Source organism: Faecalibacterium sp. An77, assembly GCF_002161315.1.
In the GTDB taxonomy this organism is placed as follows: domain Bacteria; phylum Bacillota; class Clostridia; order Oscillospirales; family Ruminococcaceae; genus Faecalibacterium.
Genome location: NZ_NFHK01000017.1, coordinates 1 through 17,758, shown reverse-complemented (window position 1 = coordinate 17,758; position 17,758 = coordinate 1). Strand labels below are relative to the sequence as shown.

The following is a 17,758-nucleotide window of genomic DNA, read 5'->3' as shown; positions in this document are numbered from 1 at the left end:
TCTGGGCCGGGGATTTTTTGTTGTCCGGTCTTTCCCCAAACGAAAAGCGCCCGCTTGCGCGGGCGCCAAAAAAGGAAAAATATTTTTTGTTTTTTGAAATCCACCCGATCCGACCAGGCGCCTTTGGGATGCAGGCTCCCCCAGCGGGGGAGCTGTCGCCGAAGGCGACGGAGGGGGGACTCCGCTGAACCGTGCGGTACCTTCCGGGGCCGCCGGGCGGACCGGGGCGTTCTGGTACGCCCTTCCCCAAGGGGGAAGGCGGCCCGCAGGGCCGGATGGGGGACTTCCGCTGAGGGCGGGTGGGCGGGTTGTCTCGTCAGGCCTGGGCTTTTACCTCGGTCTCGATGGAGGAGTGGCCCTTGGGGATGACGTACCGCACCGCCGGCAGGGAGACGTTGGTGGAATACAGGCTGACGTTGGGGTCGCATTTGATGACGGTCCCCTCGCCGCTGCCCGACACGGTGCAGGACACCGATGCGTTGCGGGCGGTGGCCGCGCCGTCCGCCGTGGACTCCAGATAGCCGGAGGCAAACCGGGGCACCGCAAAGCCGCAGTCATAGGCCTCGCAGTCGTAGGCGCTGTCGATCTCATGGCGGCGAATGTGGCCGGTTGCGGTGGGCAGGATGGTGGTGGTCACCTCGATGCCCGGGAAGGGGGACCAGCGGCTCACCACCCGATCCTCACGGATTTCGTGGGAGATGGACACCTTCCGGACAAAGACGTTGTCGTCGATGACAAAGGCCAGCATGCTGTCGGGGGCGGCCTGGTAGATCACCTCACGGCTGCGGGAAGCGCAGAAGCCGAACCGGGTGTCGTAAGCGAATTTGGCGTATTTCTCAGGGAACTGGCCGTGGCCGTGGCCCTCGTTGACACCGGCGGGATAGGCCGTCACACGGCCCTCCGAGCGGGCCACCAGCATATTGGCGTGGGGCATGGGCTTGAGGGCGTCCAGCTGGGGCACAGGCAGGGCCTCGGCGGTCCAGAAGGGATGGTCGTCGGGCAGGGCCAGCAGGATAAAGCACTTCATACCCCAGTAGGGGCTGCCGGGGGCGTTGTACCGCTCGGCCATATACATCTGGGGATAGCAGTAGCCGATGGTCAGGATGCCGTCCCGGTCGAACATCTTCTGATTCAGCCACCAGTTGAAGTTCCGGGCGATCAGGCCCTTCATGACGCCCAGGGGGAAGGGTTCCAGACCGGCCCAGACGCAGGCCGACCAGAAACAGCACTGGGCAAACCGATAGCTCAGGCTGCGGCCATAGGGCAGGGCTGCGCCGTTGTCGTCAAACCAGTAGATGAACTGCTTGGCAAACAGTTCGGCCCGGCTGCGGTAGAGGGCCGCCCGCTCGGGGTCGGTGTCGGCGGCAAACTTGGCGTAGAGGATGCCGTAGTACTGGATGGCCCAGGGGATATAGTAGTCCTTCTGGGGGCTGGCGCCGTCGGTGGACCAGCCGTCTCCGCTGTAGTAGCTGTCAATCCGCGCCAGGCCCCGGGCCAGATTCTCGGGGTCGTAGGGCATCCCGCACTTTTTCAGGGCCAGGTTCACCAGGATCATGAAAAACTGCCAGTTGCACTCGGGGATGACGTGGTGGTTGATCTGTTCCAGCCACCGGGCCAGGTTCTGCTTTTCGGTGTCGGACAGGGGGTCCCACAGCTTTTCGGGGGCGGTCAGCAGGCCGCAGGCGATGGCTGCCATCTCCACAAAGCACTGGTCGTAATCCCCGCACTCGCCCCAGTACTCGGGGTTTTCGGGGTCGGAGCCGGCGGCCAGGCCGCGGCGGTAGATCTCCTCAAATTCCGGGTCGGAACCGCCTCCCACCCAGAAGGGCACCAGAGCCCACAGAGGCCGGCTGAAGGCCTCCAGCTCGATGGCGGCCTGACCGTAGGTCACGCCGGTTTCCCCCAGGTGAAGCCGGGCTTTGCCCTCGGAATAATAGGGTTTCAGGGGGTCAAGAAACAGGTGCATCAGCGCCTGAAAATCCTGTTTGGTGGAAAGTTCCATGGCTGTTTCCTCTTTTATTTCTTGTAGTCAAAGTTGGGGATGGCCGTCCAGCGGCGGCGCAGGGTGTGGGCTGCTAGCTTGGGGCGGCGGTCCCGGGTCAGCAGGCCCTTGCGGTTGCCGCCCACCCGCATGGGGCCCTGAATGGTGGCAAAGTCGGCGAAGTTCCAGGGCATCTCTCCGATGAAGAAATCCCTCTTGTCAAATTCTTCCCCCATCCGCTGATAGTATTCCGCCTGGTACTCCTCGCTGAACATTCCGCCGCAGGCGTCGTGGAGGCCGTTGACGGTGTCGGCGCCGTATTCGGTGATGGCCACCGGCTTGCCCATGCCCGCCCAGAAGTCCAGTTCCTCGTTGAGGCCGGCGCAGGCGGCGTCCAGGTCGCCCGACAGGTTGTACCAGCCATAGTACCGGTTGATGCAGACCACGTCCATGGTGCGGGTGGTGATGTCCTTGGTGTAGTCGTTCTGGCAGCACACCAGGGTGACGGGGCGGTCCTGGGGGTCCCGGGCATGGGCCTGCTCATAGAGGGCGTGCCAGTATTCCAGGGCCGACTCGGGATAGTGTTCCAGGTCGGGCTCGTTGCCCAGGCTCCACAGGATGACGCAGGGATGGTTCTTGTCCCGGGCAATCATCTCGTCCAGCACCTGGCGGTGATGGGCGGCCAGGAGATCGTTCTTGTAGGGGTCCCGGGATGCGCCGTTGATGCCCACCGCCGGGGTCTCGTCAATGACCAGAATGCCCTCCCGGTCGCACAAAGCGTAGAATTCCTCGGCGTAGGGGTAATGGCTGGTGCGCAGGGAGTTGGCCCCGAACCAGTGCATATAGTGCAGGTCGGTGACGTTGGCCACCTGGTTGAGGCCGCGGCCATGGAGGGCGCTGTCCTCGTGCTTGCCGAAGCCCTTAAGGTAAACCGGCCTGCCGTTGAGCAGGAGTTTGGTTCCCTCCACCTTCACCTCACGGATGCCGAAGGTCTCGTCGTAGCAGTCCTCCCCAAAGGTCACCCGGGCGGTGTAGAGGGCAGGGGTGCCGGGCCAGGGTTCCCACAGCTGGGGATCGGGCACCGTGACGCTGCCTGCGGCCCCCTGGGTGCAGGCCACCGGCTTGCCCGCCGGGTCCAGAATCTCCACCGAGACGCTGCCCTCGCCCACCGTGTCCACCCGGTAGTCCACCCGGCCGTCGCAGTGAGGCACCAGGGTGATGTCGGCGATGTAGGCCCTGGGGGTGGTGTAGAGGGTCACCGGGCGCTGGATGCCGGCATAGTTGAAGAAATCGAAGTTGGGGCGGTTCATGGGCTTGGCGCTGGCCTTGGCGTGTTCCACCGAGGGAATGCCGGCGTTGTCCGAGCCAAAGAAGGCGATTTCGCCCGGCTCATTGCCCACCGGCAGGGTATTGCGGTTCACCCGGTTGTCGGCGGCCACCGTCAGCAGGGCGGTGGCACCGGGGGCCAGACGGCCGGTGACGTCGGCCTCAAAGGGCAAAAAGCCGCCCCGGTGCTCGGCAATGAGCTGGCCGTCCAGCCAGACCTTGGCCTGGTGGGTCACCGAGCCGAACCGCAGCACCACCCGCTGACCGGCGCAGCTGCGGGGCAGGGTGACGGTGCGCTGATAATACACCCAGCCGTAATGATCCCGCCAGGCGCGGTCGGGCTTCTGATCGTTGAAGCTGGCGGGCACCGCCACCGTCTCGGCGCCGGGCAGGGCCGAAGCCGGGTCCAGGCTGGGGGCGGCGGGGTCGCCGGGGTCCAGGGCAAAGTTCCAGATGCCGTCCAGGCTCAGGGTGAGCCGCGCGGCGTTCTGCTGAGGATAAAGCATGGTTGTTCCTCCCATCCAAACGGATGATCTGTCCGGGCCGGATGCTCTGTGGCTGCGGCCCGGGCCCAGCGGGGGAAATCGAATTCCCCCGGACGTTTCTTACCAGTACATCTCCCAATCCTTGGTCAGGCGGGTGAGGGCCTCCATGTAGAAGTAATCGCCCCAGCTGGTGCACTCGTCCACGCCTTCGGGGGTGCAGGTGTTGTAGGGGCTCTTTTTGCTGTAGGTGCCGTGGAGCAACTGGCCCGAGCCCAGGGTGGCGGTGCGGACGGCGTAGTGGTCGTAGAGGGAGGCCAGCATCTGGCGGGCCAGGGTCCGCCAGCTCTCGGCCTCGGCAGGCTCCACATACTTGGCAGCCTCCAGCAGGCCGCAGGCCACGATGGCCGCCGAGGAGGAGTCGCGGGGTTCGCCGCTGTCGGGGGCGAAAATCATATCCCAGCAGGGGATCAGGTCCTCGGGCAGGCGGGACAGGTAGAAGTCCAGAGCCCGGCGGAACACATCCAGGAATTTTTCATCGTGGGTGTAGGTGTAGCCGATGGCGCTGCCGTAGACGCCCCAGGCCTGGCCCCGGGCCCAGAAACTGTCATCCCGGTAGCCCTGGCAGGTGCGGCCGCCCTTGGGGGTGCCGTCGGGGTTCATGTAGAAGGTGTGGTAGGTGCTGCCGTCCTCCCGGAAGGAGTTGGCCAGGCAGGTGGCGGTGTGGGCCGCCGCAATGGCCCGGTATTTGTCGTCGCCGGTGGTCTCGGTGGCCCAGTACAGCAGGGGCACGTTGAGCATGCAGTCGATGATGTAGCGGTAGTTGTCGGGGTCGTCCATGGTGCCCCAGGCCTGCAGGAATTTGCCGCTGGGCTGATAGCGGGTCAGCAGCTGGTCGGCGGCCGCCACGGCAGCGTCACGGCCCTTTTCGCTGCCCACCAGCTTCCAGGCCGCCACGCAGGTGGGGCTGTACAAAAAGCCCATGTCGTGGTGGTCCACCTCCACCTTGCGGCGGATGCGGTCGGCGAAGCTGTCCACCTGGATCAGGGCCGCCTGTTTGAATGCTTCATTGCCGGTGGCCTCATAGGCCAGCCAGATTTCGCCCGGCCAGAAGCCGCAGGTCCACTGGTTGTTGGGGCAGCCGGGGTAGATGTTGTTGACGCTGGAATGATTCTGGCACTGCCAGGTGTAGAGGGGGAGATTGGCCTCCACCTGACGGCAGGCCGCGGCCAGGGCCTCCCGGGCCTCGGCGTCGGACAGAACACGGTTGGGGAAGGTTTTCATAAGGTGACAAAGCCTCCTTGAAAAAGTTTGGTTCCAGTATACACCAAAAAGCGGGGCCGGGCAAAAAGCCCCGGCCCCGCCCACGAAACAATGGGAATCCAGCCTGCTTTCCGGCAGGCGCCGGCTGTAAAAAGCCTGATTCAGTTTGGGATAAGCGATCAGCCCTTGATGCCCGAGGAAGCCACGCCCTGGACGAAGTACTTCTGCAGGGACAGGAACACGATCAGCACCGGGATCAGCACCACCACCGAGGCGGCCATAATCAGGCCGTACTCAGCCGAGTACTGGGAGATGAACATGCGCAGGCCGATCTGGATGGTCTTCAGTTCGGTGCGGGTCAGGTAGATCAGGGGTCCCAGGAAGTCGTTCCAGGTGTTGACGAAGGTGAAGATGGTCAGGGTGGACAGAGCCGGCAGGCTCAGGGGCAGCATGATGTGCCACCAGATGCCGTATTCGGTCAGGCCGTCGATGCGGGCGGCCTCGCACAGCTCGCTGGGCACGCCCTCATAGAACTGTTTCATCAGGAACACGCCGAAGGCGCTGAAGGCCTGCAGGCACATAATGGCCAGATGGGTGTTGTTGAGGCCCCAGGAGCTCATCATCATGAACTGAGGCACCATGTAGGCCTGCCAGGGCACCGCGATGGTGGCGATGTAGCCCAGGAACAGCACGTTCTTGCCCTTGAACTGCATTTTGGCAAAGGCATAGGCCGCAAAAGACGAGGTGAACAGCTGCAGCAGGGTGACCACGATGGTGATCTTGGCGGTGTTCTTGATGAAGGTCAGCAGGGGGATCTCAGTCCAGATGTCCACATAGTTCTGCCAGCGGGGATTGGCGGGAATCCACTGGATGGGGAAGCCGAACACGTCCTTGTTCTCCTTGAAGGAGGAGGACAGCATCCACAGGAAGGGCATCAGCATGAAGGCGGTGATGACGATGAGGAAGAAATAGATCATGAACCGCATGATGGCGTTGCGCCGCTTCTGGGAGGCATGATCTTTGATTGCAGATACAGCCATGGTGCTCCTCCTTTCTCAGTTTTCGCCGCGGGAGCCGCGGAACTGGACGATGGTCACGATCAGCACCAGGACAAACAGAACCATGGCGATGGCGCTGGCGTAGCCGTATTTGGGCGTGTTGACAAAGGCCACATTGTAGATGTAGTACACCAGGGTCATGGTGGCGTTGCCGGGACCGCCCTGGGTGATCATGTACATCTGGTCGTACACCTTGAAGCCCGAGATGGTCAGCATGATGACCACGAAGAAGGTGGTGGGACGCAGCTGGGGCAGGGTGATGTGCCAGAACTGCTGCCAGCGGTTGGCGCCGTCCAGCTCGGCGGCCTCGTTCAGGTCAGGGTTGCAGCCCTGGAGGCCCGCCAGGTAGATGACCATGTAGTAGCCCATGTTCTTCCAGACGCTGAACAGGATGACGGTCAGCATAGCGGTCTCTTTGCCGGCGGCCCAGCGGGGCAGGTTCTCCACGCCCAGCGCGGCCAGCAGGGAGTTGATGGGGCCCATGGCAGGGTTGAAAATCATGTTCCAGACCGCAGCCACCGCCACCAGCGATGCGACGTAGGGGAAGAAGGCCACCGTGCGGAAGAAGTTGCGCAGGCGGACATTCTGGTTCAGCAGGACCGCCATGGCCAGGCTGCACACCAGGGTCAGGGGCACCGTGCCCAGAACGTAGACGATGGTGTTCACCAGGGCGGCCTGGAAGATCTTGTCGGTCTTGAACAGCTTGATGAAGTTGCTCAGGCCCACAAACTCAATGGCGTGGCGGCCGTCCCAGGAGCAGAAGGCCAGGGCGATGGCGAACACCATCGGCACCAGAGTGAACACGCAGAAACCGATGAAGTTGGGGGCAATGAAGGTGTAAGCGGTCAGGGTGTCCCGAACCGATTTCTTCAGGGCCTTGCGGGGAGGCTTATCCGCCTTGACGGTTGACGCGGCAGGATTTGCCATAGGGAAACTCCTCCTTTCCAAACAATCCTCACAAAAAAGCGGGGCGGGCAGGCAGCCCGCCCCGCGCCGGTACAAAAGATAGGGCGCTCAGCGAGAAATTAGGCCAGGATGACCGAGACCTGATCATTCATGTTCTGAATGCCTTCGTCGACGGTCTCGCTCAGGGTCATGATGGCGTCGTGCTCGGTGTTGAGGATGGTCTCAATATCGGAAGCATACTGGGTGTAGGGCATCTCCAGGTAGACGGCCACGGTGTTCAGAGCCTCGGCGGAAGCGTCGTCGGCAGGGAAGCCCTCGGTGGCGCGGATGATGGCGTTGGTCTCCTCGGAGCCGCAGGCGGGGAAGGTGCCGGTCTCAGCGATGACCTTGGCGCCCTCATCCGAGACACACCAGTTGATGAAGTCGGCAGCAGCCTCAGCCTTGGTGGAATCCACGTTGATGGCCAGAGAGGTCACGGTGCCCAGGGTGGAGCCGGCAGGAGCGTTGGCGGGGTGAGGATACTTGACCATGCCCCAGTTGAACGGAGTCTCGGCCTCGGCCATGTAGGTCTGCAGGGTGGCGATGAACCAGCTGCCCATGGGCAGCAGAGCGCACTGCTGGTTCTCGAAAGCAGCCGAGTAGTGCAGGGAGGAGGTCTTCAGGTAGCCGTAGTCCATGCAGATGCCGTCGTTCTGCTGAGCCAGGACCAGGTCGTAGGTGGGCTTCATGAAGTCATAGGTGCCGTCCACGATGGTGTTCTCGCCGTCCAGGATGGAGAACAGGGACACGCAGGAGCGCCAGGTGTGGTAGTGGCAGCCGTAAACCTTGGCGTCGCCCTCGCCGCTGGTCATCTGACGGGCCAGAGCGTCGTACTCCTCCATGGGCAGGTCGTTGGCGGGATAGGGAACGCCGGCGGCGTCGAACAGATCCTTGTTGTAGAACAGGACCCAGAAGTCATTGCGGAAGGGAACGGCGTAGAAGTTGCCGTCGTCGGTGGTCAGCTGCTCGATGGTGCCGTTGAAGTCAGCGGTGTCACGGGTCAGCACGTCGTTCATGGGTGCCAGGTAATCCAGGTTGATCAGGTTGGCGTAGCCGGGGATGTCCTTGATGCTCAGGACGTCGATGTCGGCGCCGCCGGCCAGCTGGGTTGCCAGAACGGTCATGTAATCGGTGGAGCCCAGGTCCAGCATCTCGATGGTGACGTTGGGGTGGGTAGCCATGTAGCCGTCAGCCATGGCCTTCCAGTAAGCGGTGGACTCCAGATCCCAGATGGTCCAGACCAGGTTGGTGGTGCCTTCGGCAGCAGACGAAACGGTGGATGCAGCAGTGGATGCGGCGGTGGAGCTGGAGCTGGAGCTGCCGCAGGCGGCCAGAGCGGTGGTGCCGGCCACCACAGCGGCGGCCTGCAGGAACGAACGGCGGGAAATCTTTCTCATGATCTTTGCCTCCTGGAAATCTTCTCTTTCTTCTTCGATGCAGCGTCCCGCCCCGTGTCGGCGGGTCCGCTTTCCTTGTTTATACTATAAGCCCGCCTGTCCCTTTTCGGAATGGAAAATCCAAAAAAGCGTCTGTAATTTTTTTATTTTTTCCAGAAAAGATGCAATATCTTAAACTCAAAGATGCAATTAATCCATTTTTTCACAAAAATTTGTTGCTGTATTCGATTTTTTCAGTACTATATATACAAGGGTCCTCCGGCGCTCAGGACAGGATTTTATACGCTGCCCAGCCGGATGCCGCCAGCAGCAGCCCCGCCGCCCCAAAGCAGGCCGCCGGGCCCGCGGCGGCCACCGCCGAGGACCCCACCAGGAACATCACCTCAAAGACGCTGCCGCTCATATTGAACAGCGAGAGGGCTTCGGCCCGGCGTTCCTCCTGGCCGGCGGCGTCCACCAGGTTGTTCTGGAATTTTTCCAGGATGCAGCCGGGCATCCGCAGCAGCAAGGGCAGAGTCAGCATCAGGGCCACCGCCGGGAGGGTCCGGTCGATGAGGCCCAGAACCGCCATGCCGGCCCCCGCCAGCACAAACAGCCCCGCCAGGGCCTGCAGGGTGTGTTCCGGCTTGAGCCGGTCCAGCAGCGGCCCCGACAGCATCTGAATCACCGAATACCCCAGAATGATGGCCGTAAGCCATTCGGCCCGGGCCCCGCAGGCCAGCAGCTTGTCGGCGTAGAAGAAATTCACCAGAATCTGACCCATGTTCAAGGCCGCCAGGGCGGCAATCAGGGCCAGGGCCCGCCGGGTCAGCACCATATGGGCCAGGCCGGGCCGGGGTGCGGTTTCGGTCCGGGGCGGGCGGCGCTGCACCGGCAGCGGCGGCAGGGAAAAGGAGGCCAGCCAGGCCAGAAAACTGGTGAGGGCGCTGGCCGCCAGCAGGACGGGAATGCCTCCCACAGCGTACAGGCCCGCATAGCACAGGGTGCTGACCACAAAGCCGGCAGTTTCCAGGTTCCGCACCCGGGCGGTGCTGGTCAGATACCGTTCCGGCGGCAGGGTGCCGTAGAGATAGGCGCTGAGGGTGCCCGACTCAAAGCTGAGGGCCGCTCCTTCCACCATGGCTTCCAGCCAGAACAAGGGCAGGGACCGGGTGAGAAAGGCCGTCAGCAGCAGCACCCGGGCCATCACAAACAGAAACTCATACAGCAGGATGGACCGGCGGCAGCCGATCCGGTCGGTGAGGCGGCCCGAGGGCACCTCGCCCAGCAGGACCGCCAGGGACAAGGCCGCCTGCAGCAGAAAGAACTGGCTGACGCTCACCCCTGCGGTGGTGCGCACCAGCAGGGAAACAGGGCCAAAAAAGACCAGCCCGTTCAAAAAGGACATGACCGTCAGACCGTCCAGCGGACGGCCTGGGCAGATAAACGATTTCATTTTCTCGTACCTCACATCAAACGTTCAGAAAAACAGCGTTTTCCCGGGGCAGGGCACAGCACGCCCCAGGGCGTACCCCTGAACGGGGCACACCGGACGGTTTGGATGTGTTTAAGGACGAGTCAACCGTTTCATCTTGCAGCAGTTCCTTTCACAGGCTGGTAAAGTAAGGCCAGTATAACACAAAAGGCCCGTCTGCACAAGCGGCGGCGGACGGTTGACAATCCACCCAAAAAACGTTACTTTATAAGTGTTGTATCCTAAATCGCGCACCGCTGCGCAGGCCGGAAAGGGGGAGGGCCATGAGCTTCGATTTCATCCGCAGAATGACCCTGCGGCGCCAGATTGTCCTGGGCACCCAGATGTTCACCGCGGTGGTGAGCCTGCTGCTGGGCATCGTGCTGTTTGCTCTGTCCGACTCCTATATCCGCAGCAACACCCTGCGCTCGGTGGAATTCAACCTGATGCAGATGGCCACCTCGGTGGAGGCCAAACTGAACAACGCCGACAACCTGCTGAACTGGGCATCCACCGACAGCACCCTCCGCCGCTATCTCACCACCACCGAGATGACCGGCCAGCTCACCACCTCCGCTTACGACACCTTTTCCGACCGGTATCTGTCCAGTCCCATCCAGACCCAGATCACCCGGTTTTTCGTCACCAACGGCACCGACCGGTTTCTTCAGCTGGGCAACCTGACCAGTTCCGCCGGCCTCAACGCCGGCACTTTGACCATGTTCCTGGGCCCGGAGAACCGGCTCACCTTTGCCCTGGACCCCCTGCTGCCTTCCCACCCCACCTGTCTGGTGCTGCGCCAGCAGATTCGCCCCAGCACCGAGACCCACTCCATCGGGTGGATTTATCTGGGCCTGGACACCGCCGTCATCACCAGCGCCGCCGACGACTACATCATGCCTGAGGGGGGCGTCCTCTACTGGCAAATGGGGGGTCAGCTCTGGCGGATGGACGGCCACATCCTCACCCCGGTGGAACACGGCCTGGACACCGAGCCCTACCGGGCCGCCGGCCTGGCCAGCCCCGACACCCAGGTATTCCGCGTCATGCGGAACAACCGGGCGTTTCTGTCGGTGGTGGCGCCTCTGGATGGCTGGGACGCCCAGCTGATTCAGCTGTTCCCCGAGAGCACCTTCCTGAACCAGCGGATGATTTACCTGCTCCTGATCGGCCTGGGCATTCTGCTGCTGTGGCTGATGGACGCTTTGCTGCTGCGGTGGCTGGATTCGGTCATCACCCGGCCGGTGGCGGCCCTCCGCCAGCGTCTGGACCGGATCAGCGAGGGCAATTTCACCATTGACCACTCCATCGAGTGGTCCAACGAGCTGGGCGACATCGGCCGGGGCATCAACCATCTGGCCGGCAATGTGGAGGGCCTGCTGGCCCGCCGCCTGGAAGATCAAAAGCGGAAGCAGGACCTGGAATACCAGATGCTGCAAACCGAGATCAACCCCCATTTCATCTACAACACCCTCAACTCCATCCGGTGGATGGCCACCATCCAGAACGCCACCGGCATCGCCGAGATGGTCACCGCCTTCGCCCGGCTCACCAAGAGCGTCTCCAAGAGCACCGAAAAACTGGTGCCGCTCCAGGACGAGCTGGCCCTGCTGAACGATTATTTCACCATCCAGCAGTACCGCTATGGCGGGGATCTGCAGATTGAGGTGTCCCACATCGACAACGAAGCCATCTGCCGGGACTGCATGATCCCCCGGTTCACCCTCCAGCCCCTGGCGGAAAACGCCATCTTTCACGGTCTGGAGCCCAAGGGCGGCTTTGGCAGCGTACTGATTGAAATTCACATCAGCCCCGACAACGGGGATGTTCTGGTCACCATGACCGACGACGGGGTGGGAATGCCCCCGGAACAGGTGGCCCATCTGCTGGACGAGCCCTCCGACCAGGCCGCCGCCCAGGACAAAATCCGCCATGTGGGCCTGTGGAACGTCCACCGGCGGCTGCAATACTCCTTCGGCAGAAACTACGGCCTGACGGTGGAGAGCGAACCCGACGTGGGCACGGCGGTGACCATCCGCCTGCCCTATCACCCCAAAGAGGAAGGAGAAACGACCCATGCTGCGGATCCTACTGGCTGACGACGAGCCCCTGGTCCTGATCGGCCTGCAGGGGATGCTGGAATGGGAAAAGCAGGGCTACACCATCTGCGGCACCGCCCGCAACGGCAAACTGGCCCTGGAAGCCATCGAGCGGGAAAAGCCCGACATCGTCATCGCCGACGTCAAGATGCCGGTGATGGACGGGCTGTCTCTGGCCCATACCTGTCACGAAAAAGGCCCTCTGCCGGTGTTCATCATGCTCACCAGCTCGGAGGATTTCAGCTATGCCCGGCGGGCCATTGAGGCCGGGGTGGTGGACTATCTGGTCAAGATGGACCTGACCCCCACCAGCCTGTGCGGCGCGCTGGAGCGGGCCAGCGAAAAGGTGAAGAAAGAGCGGGCCCTCACCGGCCAGATGCCCAGCAAAAGCGAGATGGAGGAAGGGCTGCGGACCCTGCAGGACCGGTTTTTGATCCGGCTGTATGCGGGCCTGATCCCCGACGAAGCCCATCTGCAGCAGGAGATGAAGGGGCTGGACCTGCATCTGGACCAGCCCTGTCTGATTGCGGCCTGGGGCGAGATTCTGCCCGCCAACGCCGCCATGACCACCGAGCAGCAGCTCAAGCTGAATCTGGCCTGCTGCCGGATGCTGGAAACCACCCTCCAGAACTATCTGCCGGTCCACGCCACCGGCACCGACGTGCTGCATTTCAGCGCCCTGTTCAGCCTCACCGAGGAACAAAGCCGGGACGTGAAGGCCTTTCTGGAGCCGCTGCTGAAAAAGGCCAGCCAGATTCTCTACAATTACTTTTCCGCCCGGCTCCTGTGGGCCGTGGGGCGGCCCGCCGCTGCACCGCTGGGCCTGCCCCGCCGCTGCCGCGAGCTGGATACCCTCCGGCTTCTTTTGTCGGACAGCGAACCCATCCTCTTTGCCGAGGACATGGACAGCGACGCCAGCGCATCCAAGCTGCAGACCGTTGCCCAGGTCAAGGCCTACATCCGGGACCATCTGTCCGAAAAACTGACCCTGGCGGACGTTGCCGCCGTGTTCAGCTTTTCCCCCGGCTACCTCAGCCAGCTGTTCGGCAAGTACGGCGGCGGCTTTGTGGAGTACATCACCGAGGCCCGGGTGGCTGCCGCCAAGGAAATGCTGGAAAAAGGGGATAAAAAGATCTACGAGATCGCCGAGGAACTGGGTTTTGAGAGCTCCTTCTACTTCTCCAAGGTCTTTAAAAAGGCCACCGGCCTCAGCCCCCGGGAATACCAGCAGAAACTGTAGCGCCCCGCGCCGTCACCGGGCGCAGGGGAGAGGGGCGTTGTCCGCTCTGTTTCCTTGTCTGTCATCCATGATAGGAGATGTTCCATGTTTACCGAAAGACTACCCCTTCTGCCGGCGGTGCTGCCCGCCTTCCGGCCCTGCCCTCCGGCCTGTCAGCGGGCCGGCTGGGAATCCCTGCCCGACACCGCCCGCCAGCGCCTTCTGGACGCCGGCGAGGCCGAGGCGGCCCGGTCCATTGCCCCCATGCCCCTGACCCTCTGGCTGGACTTTATCCGCAGCGGACGGCGGGCCGACTGGGAGGAGGCCACCTTCTCCCGCCGGGCCCGGCTGTGCGCCCTGGTCTGCGCCGAGTGTGTGGAGTACCGGGGCCGCTATCTGGACGCCATCGCCGACACCATTTGGGCCATCTGCGAGGAGAGCGCCTGGCAGCTGCCGGCCCACAACTCCTACGTCCGGGACACCCCCCAGCTGCCCCTGCCCGACACCGCCCGGCCCCTCATCGACCTGTTTGCGGCCGAGGCCGGAGCCCTGCTGGCCACCGTCCACTTTTTGCTGGGGCCTGAGCTGGAAAAAGCCTATCCCGGCCTCACCACCCGCATCGAACAGGAGGTCCGGGACCGGATTCTGACCCCTTACCTGCAGGATCACTTCTGGTGGATGGGCAACGGCAATGAGCCCATGTGCAACTGGACCAGCTGGTGCACCCAGAATGTGCTGCTCTGCTTCTTCCTGCTGCCCGACGTCAGCCAGGAGGAGCGCCGGGCCGCCGTCCGTCAGGCCGCCTACAGCCTGGACTGCTTTTTGAAGGACTACGGCCCCGACGGCTGCTGCAACGAGGGCGCCCAATATTACCGCCACGCCGGTTTGACCCTCTGGGGCGCCCTGCACATCCTGTCCAGCGCCGCCCCCGAGGCCTTCGGGCCCCTGTTCCGGGAGGAGAAAATCTGCAACATTGCCGAGTACATCCTGAACGTCCATGTGGACGGGCCCTATTACCTGAATTTCGGGGACTGCAGCCCTCTGGCGGGCCGCTGCGGCGCCCGGGAATATCTCTTTGCCAAGGCGGTGGACAGCCCCTCTCTGGCAGCCCTGGCGGCGTCGGATTTCCGGGCCGACCCGGACCCCGACCACCTCACCGCCCAGGACGCCAGCAGCCGGATCAACCTGTGGTACCGGCTTCTCACCGCCTTCACCCAGCGGGAGCTGGAAAGCCATCCCGACACCGCCGCCCCCGCCGGGGACGTGTGGTACCCCAGCGTGGGAGTCTTTGCCGCCCGGCGGGGCAGCTGGGTTCTGGGTGCCAAGATGGGCTCCAACGGGGACAGCCATAACCACAACGACACCGGCAGCATCACCGTCTACAAGGACGGGCGGCCCTTCCTGATTGACATTGGGGTGGAGAGCTACACCCGCAAGACCTTCAGCCCCCAGCGGTACGAGATCTGGACCATGCAGAGCGGCTGGCACAACCTGCCCACCTTTGACGGGGTGATGCAGCTGCCCGGCGCAGAGTACGCCGCCCGGGACATTCAGATCGGGGAGGGGAGCATTTCGGCCGAGTTGTCGGGGGCCTATCCCCCCATCCAGGGGCTGAGCCATTACCGGCGGACGGTGTCGGTTACCCCCGAGGGAATCACCCTGGTGGACGAGACCGACTGGCCCGGGGAAGTGGAGCTGACCCTCATGACCCAGCTGCATCCCCAGCTCTGGGGCAGCGGCCTGAGCCTGGAGGGCCTGGGCCTGATCCAGCCCGGCAGCGGGGTGGAGCTGACGGTCCAGCCGGTGCCGGTGACCGATCCCCGGCTGCGGACCGCCTGGCCTGATACCATTTGGAAAATCAGCATGTATTTCTACAATAAGCTGATCTTACATTTGAACTGAGCAGAGGAAAAGGAGTTTTTGTCATGGAAACCATCAAGCTGAAAGTCCTGAACCAGACGGGCCATACCCTGATGACCTGCCGGGCCGATCAGGAGGTATCTCTGGTCTACACCAACGCCTACCAGCCCGGCGACCGCATCGCATTGGAGATCGATCACCCGGGCCAGTTCTGCGTCATCCAGCTGGAGGATACCATGGACCCGGCCCTGGTGTATGTGGTCAACCGGGAGATCAACTTCCACATTCCCTTTGGGGAGCAGGCCATCACCTATTCCCCCAAGAGCTTCCAGGGCAACCGGCATCTGATCCGGGCCCGGCTGGCCCGGCCCGAGGAGCTGGCCGTCCGCCGGAATCTGGCTTTCAACTGCTACGATGAGCACGGGGACACCGGTTTTTATCCCCATGCTTCGGCCAACGTGGAGACCCGCGGCGAGGCGGTGTTTGCCGCCCGCAACGCCATCGATGGCATCTTTGAGAACAGCTCCCACGGGGAATATCCCTACCAGAGCTGGGGCATCAACCGGGACCCCAACGCGGCCCTGACCCTGGACTTTGGCCGGGAAGTGGTGCTGGACGAGCTGCGGATCACCGAGCGGGCCGACTTCCCCCATGACAACTACTGGATTCGGGCCACCGTCACCTTCTCGGACGGTTCCCGGCTGGAAATCCCTCTGGTCAAGAGCGCCAAACCCCAGAGCATTACCTTCCCGCCCCGCCGGGTCCGCAGCCTGGTGCTCAGCGAGCTGATCCAGGCCGAGGGTCCGTCGCCCTTCCCGGCCCTGACCCAGATCGAGGCCTGGGGCTATGAGGCCGGCGCCGAGGGCGGGGAGGCGCAGGCATGAGCTGGTTTGACGCATTCTACGGCGGCAACGGCCGGGGCGTAAACCCCAACGAGCCCGAGAAAAAGGGCCTGGCCCGGTTCTTCCAGATTCTGGGCCGGGACTTCGGCCAGCTGATCGCCACCAACTTTCTGGTCTGCGCCCTGGTGCTGCCGGCGGCGCTGGGGGTGTCTCTGGGCATCATCCTGCTGAACGTCCCCCTGACCCTTCTGGCGGGCCTGCTGGGCGGCATGCTGGCCGGCATCGGCCTTCTGGTGATGGCCGACTGCGCCCTCCGCAGCCTGTGCAATGATCCGTCCCCCTGGCTGCCCCGGATGGGCCAGACCATCTCCGCCAAGTGGAAGGCCGCCCTGCCTGTGGGCGCCATCCTCATCACCCTGCTGGGGGCCCTGTCCTTTGTCTGGGCCTTCCTGTTCGAGGTGATGGAGTCGGGCCAGTCCCCCGGCAGCGCCATTCTGGTGTTCCTGGGCTTTGATATGCTGGTGCTGGCGGTGGCGGGCAGCCTGACGGTGGCGGCTCTGACCGCCGCCCCCGCCGGGGAGACCTCTCTGGGCAGCCTGCTGCGCACCGCCGGACACATGATGCTCTATGCCCCCGGGCGGGCCCTGGGGGGCAGCGCCGTCATCTTTGCGGGGGTGGCGGTCCTGATCCTGTTTTTTCCCATCAGCACCCTGTGGGCCATGCTGTTTGGCTTCTGGCTGCCGGTGCTGGTGGCCATGCAGATTTTCTTCCCGGTGCTGCGGGAGATCTATGACCTGGACGTGGAGCACGCCCCCTCGGCCGACGACGAGGAGGAAGGTCCCCTCATGACCGAAAAGCAGAAAAAAGCCCGGGCCCGGGCCAACTGGTGGTACTACAACTGGGGCCTGGTGGCGGCTGCGGCGGTGCTGGTGGTGGCGGTGATCTATGTGGTTCACGGCCTGACCACCACCATTGACCCCGACTACAACGTGGCGGTGGTCACTCCCGACACCCTGCCCGATTCCTCCGCCCTCCAGCTCCAGCAGGTGCTGGAGAGCTACGGCGTGGACCGCAACGGGGACGGGGCGGTGGTGGTGAGCCTCAACGTCTACACCTGGAGCGCCGACGCCTCCCTCACCGACATGAACAGCCAGATGGCGGGCGCCACCCGGATGAACACCGACCTGTCCAACGGGGACAGCGGCATCTGGATTCTGGCCGATCCCCAGGGCTTTGAGGAGGCCTACGGCGCCCTGAGCGAGGCTTTGGGCAGCGACTGGGCCGGACAGCTCATCCCCTGGACCGACGTTCCCGCCCTGGCCGGCGCCGATCTGGGCAGCTACGACACCTCCGCCGACGGCTCCACCAGTCAGTCGGTGCAGGAGCTCTTTGCCGACTATCAGATCGCGGTGCTGGACAGCTCGGACGGGCTGTGGGACCTGCTGACCCATCCGGCCTCGTAAGTCGGTTTCTTGATGATTTTGGGCGGAAAAGGGATTGTATTTGCCCCGCCGCGGCGGTATCATAAAGCCGCGGTCAGGAAACAAGCCCCTGACCCCATTCTCCGAAAATCACACGCGTAAAAGAGGGGAGGTCCGCCCGGGCCGCTCCTCTTGCGGCGTTTCGGCCGGCAGATTTTCCACCGAGATTTTGTGCACTGGTGGAAAATTTGCCCCCGCCAGTCTAAACACAGACAAAAAACACCCCTGCATCCCTGAACCGCCCCAGTAAAAGTAGACAGTGAAAAAAGAAGGCCTCCTGTGGTAGAATAAAACTACCATAGGAGGTCTTTGCTATGCCAAGAAAATACAGGCACATTCAGGAACACGAGAA

12 protein-coding genes are annotated in these 17,758 nt (G+C 63.2%); 5 read left to right on the top strand and 7 right to left on the bottom strand.

Annotated elements, in window-relative coordinates; translation table 11 throughout:
• Positions 1 to 316: 316 nt before the first annotated feature.
• The 7 genes from B5G28_RS07500 to B5G28_RS07470 form a co-directional block, all read right to left on the bottom strand.
• A complete protein-coding gene (locus B5G28_RS07500) occupies positions 317 to 2,002 on the bottom strand; it encodes a DUF2264 domain-containing protein (RefSeq protein ID WP_087247450.1) in 1,686 nt (561 codons plus the stop codon).
• Between the two features lie 14 nt (positions 2,003 to 2,016).
• A complete protein-coding gene (gene uidA, locus B5G28_RS07495) occupies positions 2,017 to 3,813 on the bottom strand; it encodes a beta-glucuronidase (RefSeq protein WP_087247448.1) in 1,797 nt (598 codons plus the stop codon).
• A gap of 99 nt (positions 3,814 to 3,912) precedes the next feature.
• A complete protein-coding gene (locus B5G28_RS07490) occupies positions 3,913 to 5,073 on the bottom strand; it encodes a glycoside hydrolase family 88 protein (protein WP_087247446.1) in 1,161 nt (386 codons plus the stop codon).
• 158 nt (positions 5,074 to 5,231) lie between these two features.
• Entirely contained in the window at positions 5,232 to 6,092 is an 861-nt protein-coding gene (locus B5G28_RS07485) for a carbohydrate ABC transporter permease (protein WP_087247444.1), read from the bottom strand.
• A gap of 15 nt (positions 6,093 to 6,107) precedes the next feature.
• Positions 6,108 to 7,037: a sugar ABC transporter permease gene (locus B5G28_RS07480; protein WP_087247442.1), complete on the bottom strand. Its 930-nt coding sequence runs from the start codon at positions 7,035 to 7,037 to the stop codon at positions 6,108 to 6,110.
• Positions 7,038 to 7,135: 98 nt separating this feature from the next.
• A complete protein-coding gene (locus B5G28_RS07475) occupies positions 7,136 to 8,452 on the bottom strand; it encodes an extracellular solute-binding protein (protein ID WP_087247440.1) in 1,317 nt (438 codons plus the stop codon).
• 265 nt (positions 8,453 to 8,717) lie between these two features.
• Positions 8,718 to 9,887 (bottom strand): MFS transporter, encoded by a 1,170-nt coding sequence (locus B5G28_RS07470; protein WP_087247438.1) that lies wholly within the window; start codon positions 9,885 to 9,887, stop codon positions 8,718 to 8,720.
• 302 nt (positions 9,888 to 10,189) lie between these two features.
• Here B5G28_RS07470 and B5G28_RS07465 point away from each other — a divergent pair, with 302 nt between their 5' ends.
• The 5 genes from B5G28_RS07465 (at position 10,190) to B5G28_RS07445 (ending at position 17,388) form a co-directional block, all read left to right on the top strand.
• Complete coding sequence (locus B5G28_RS07465) at positions 10,190 to 12,004, top strand: histidine kinase (RefSeq protein ID WP_242967511.1); 1,815 nt, start codon at positions 10,190 to 10,192, stop codon at positions 12,002 to 12,004.
• Entirely contained in the window at positions 11,982 to 13,244 is a 1,263-nt protein-coding gene (locus tag B5G28_RS07460; RefSeq protein WP_087247436.1) for a response regulator, read from the top strand. The genes B5G28_RS07465 and B5G28_RS07460 overlap by 23 nt, the downstream gene beginning before the upstream one ends.
• 84 nt (positions 13,245 to 13,328) lie before the next feature.
• Positions 13,329 to 15,125 (top strand): heparinase II/III family protein, encoded by a 1,797-nt coding sequence (locus tag B5G28_RS07455; protein ID WP_087247434.1) that lies wholly within the window; start codon positions 13,329 to 13,331, stop codon positions 15,123 to 15,125.
• Between the two features lie 23 nt (positions 15,126 to 15,148).
• Complete coding sequence (locus B5G28_RS07450) at positions 15,149 to 15,967, top strand: carbohydrate-binding protein (protein ID WP_087247432.1); 819 nt, start codon at positions 15,149 to 15,151, stop codon at positions 15,965 to 15,967.
• Positions 15,964 to 17,388, top strand: coding sequence for a hypothetical protein (locus B5G28_RS07445; RefSeq protein WP_087247430.1), 1,425 nt, complete (start codon positions 15,964 to 15,966; stop codon positions 17,386 to 17,388). The genes B5G28_RS07450 and B5G28_RS07445 overlap by 4 nt, the downstream gene beginning before the upstream one ends.
• Positions 17,389 to 17,758: the final 370 nt, after the last annotated feature.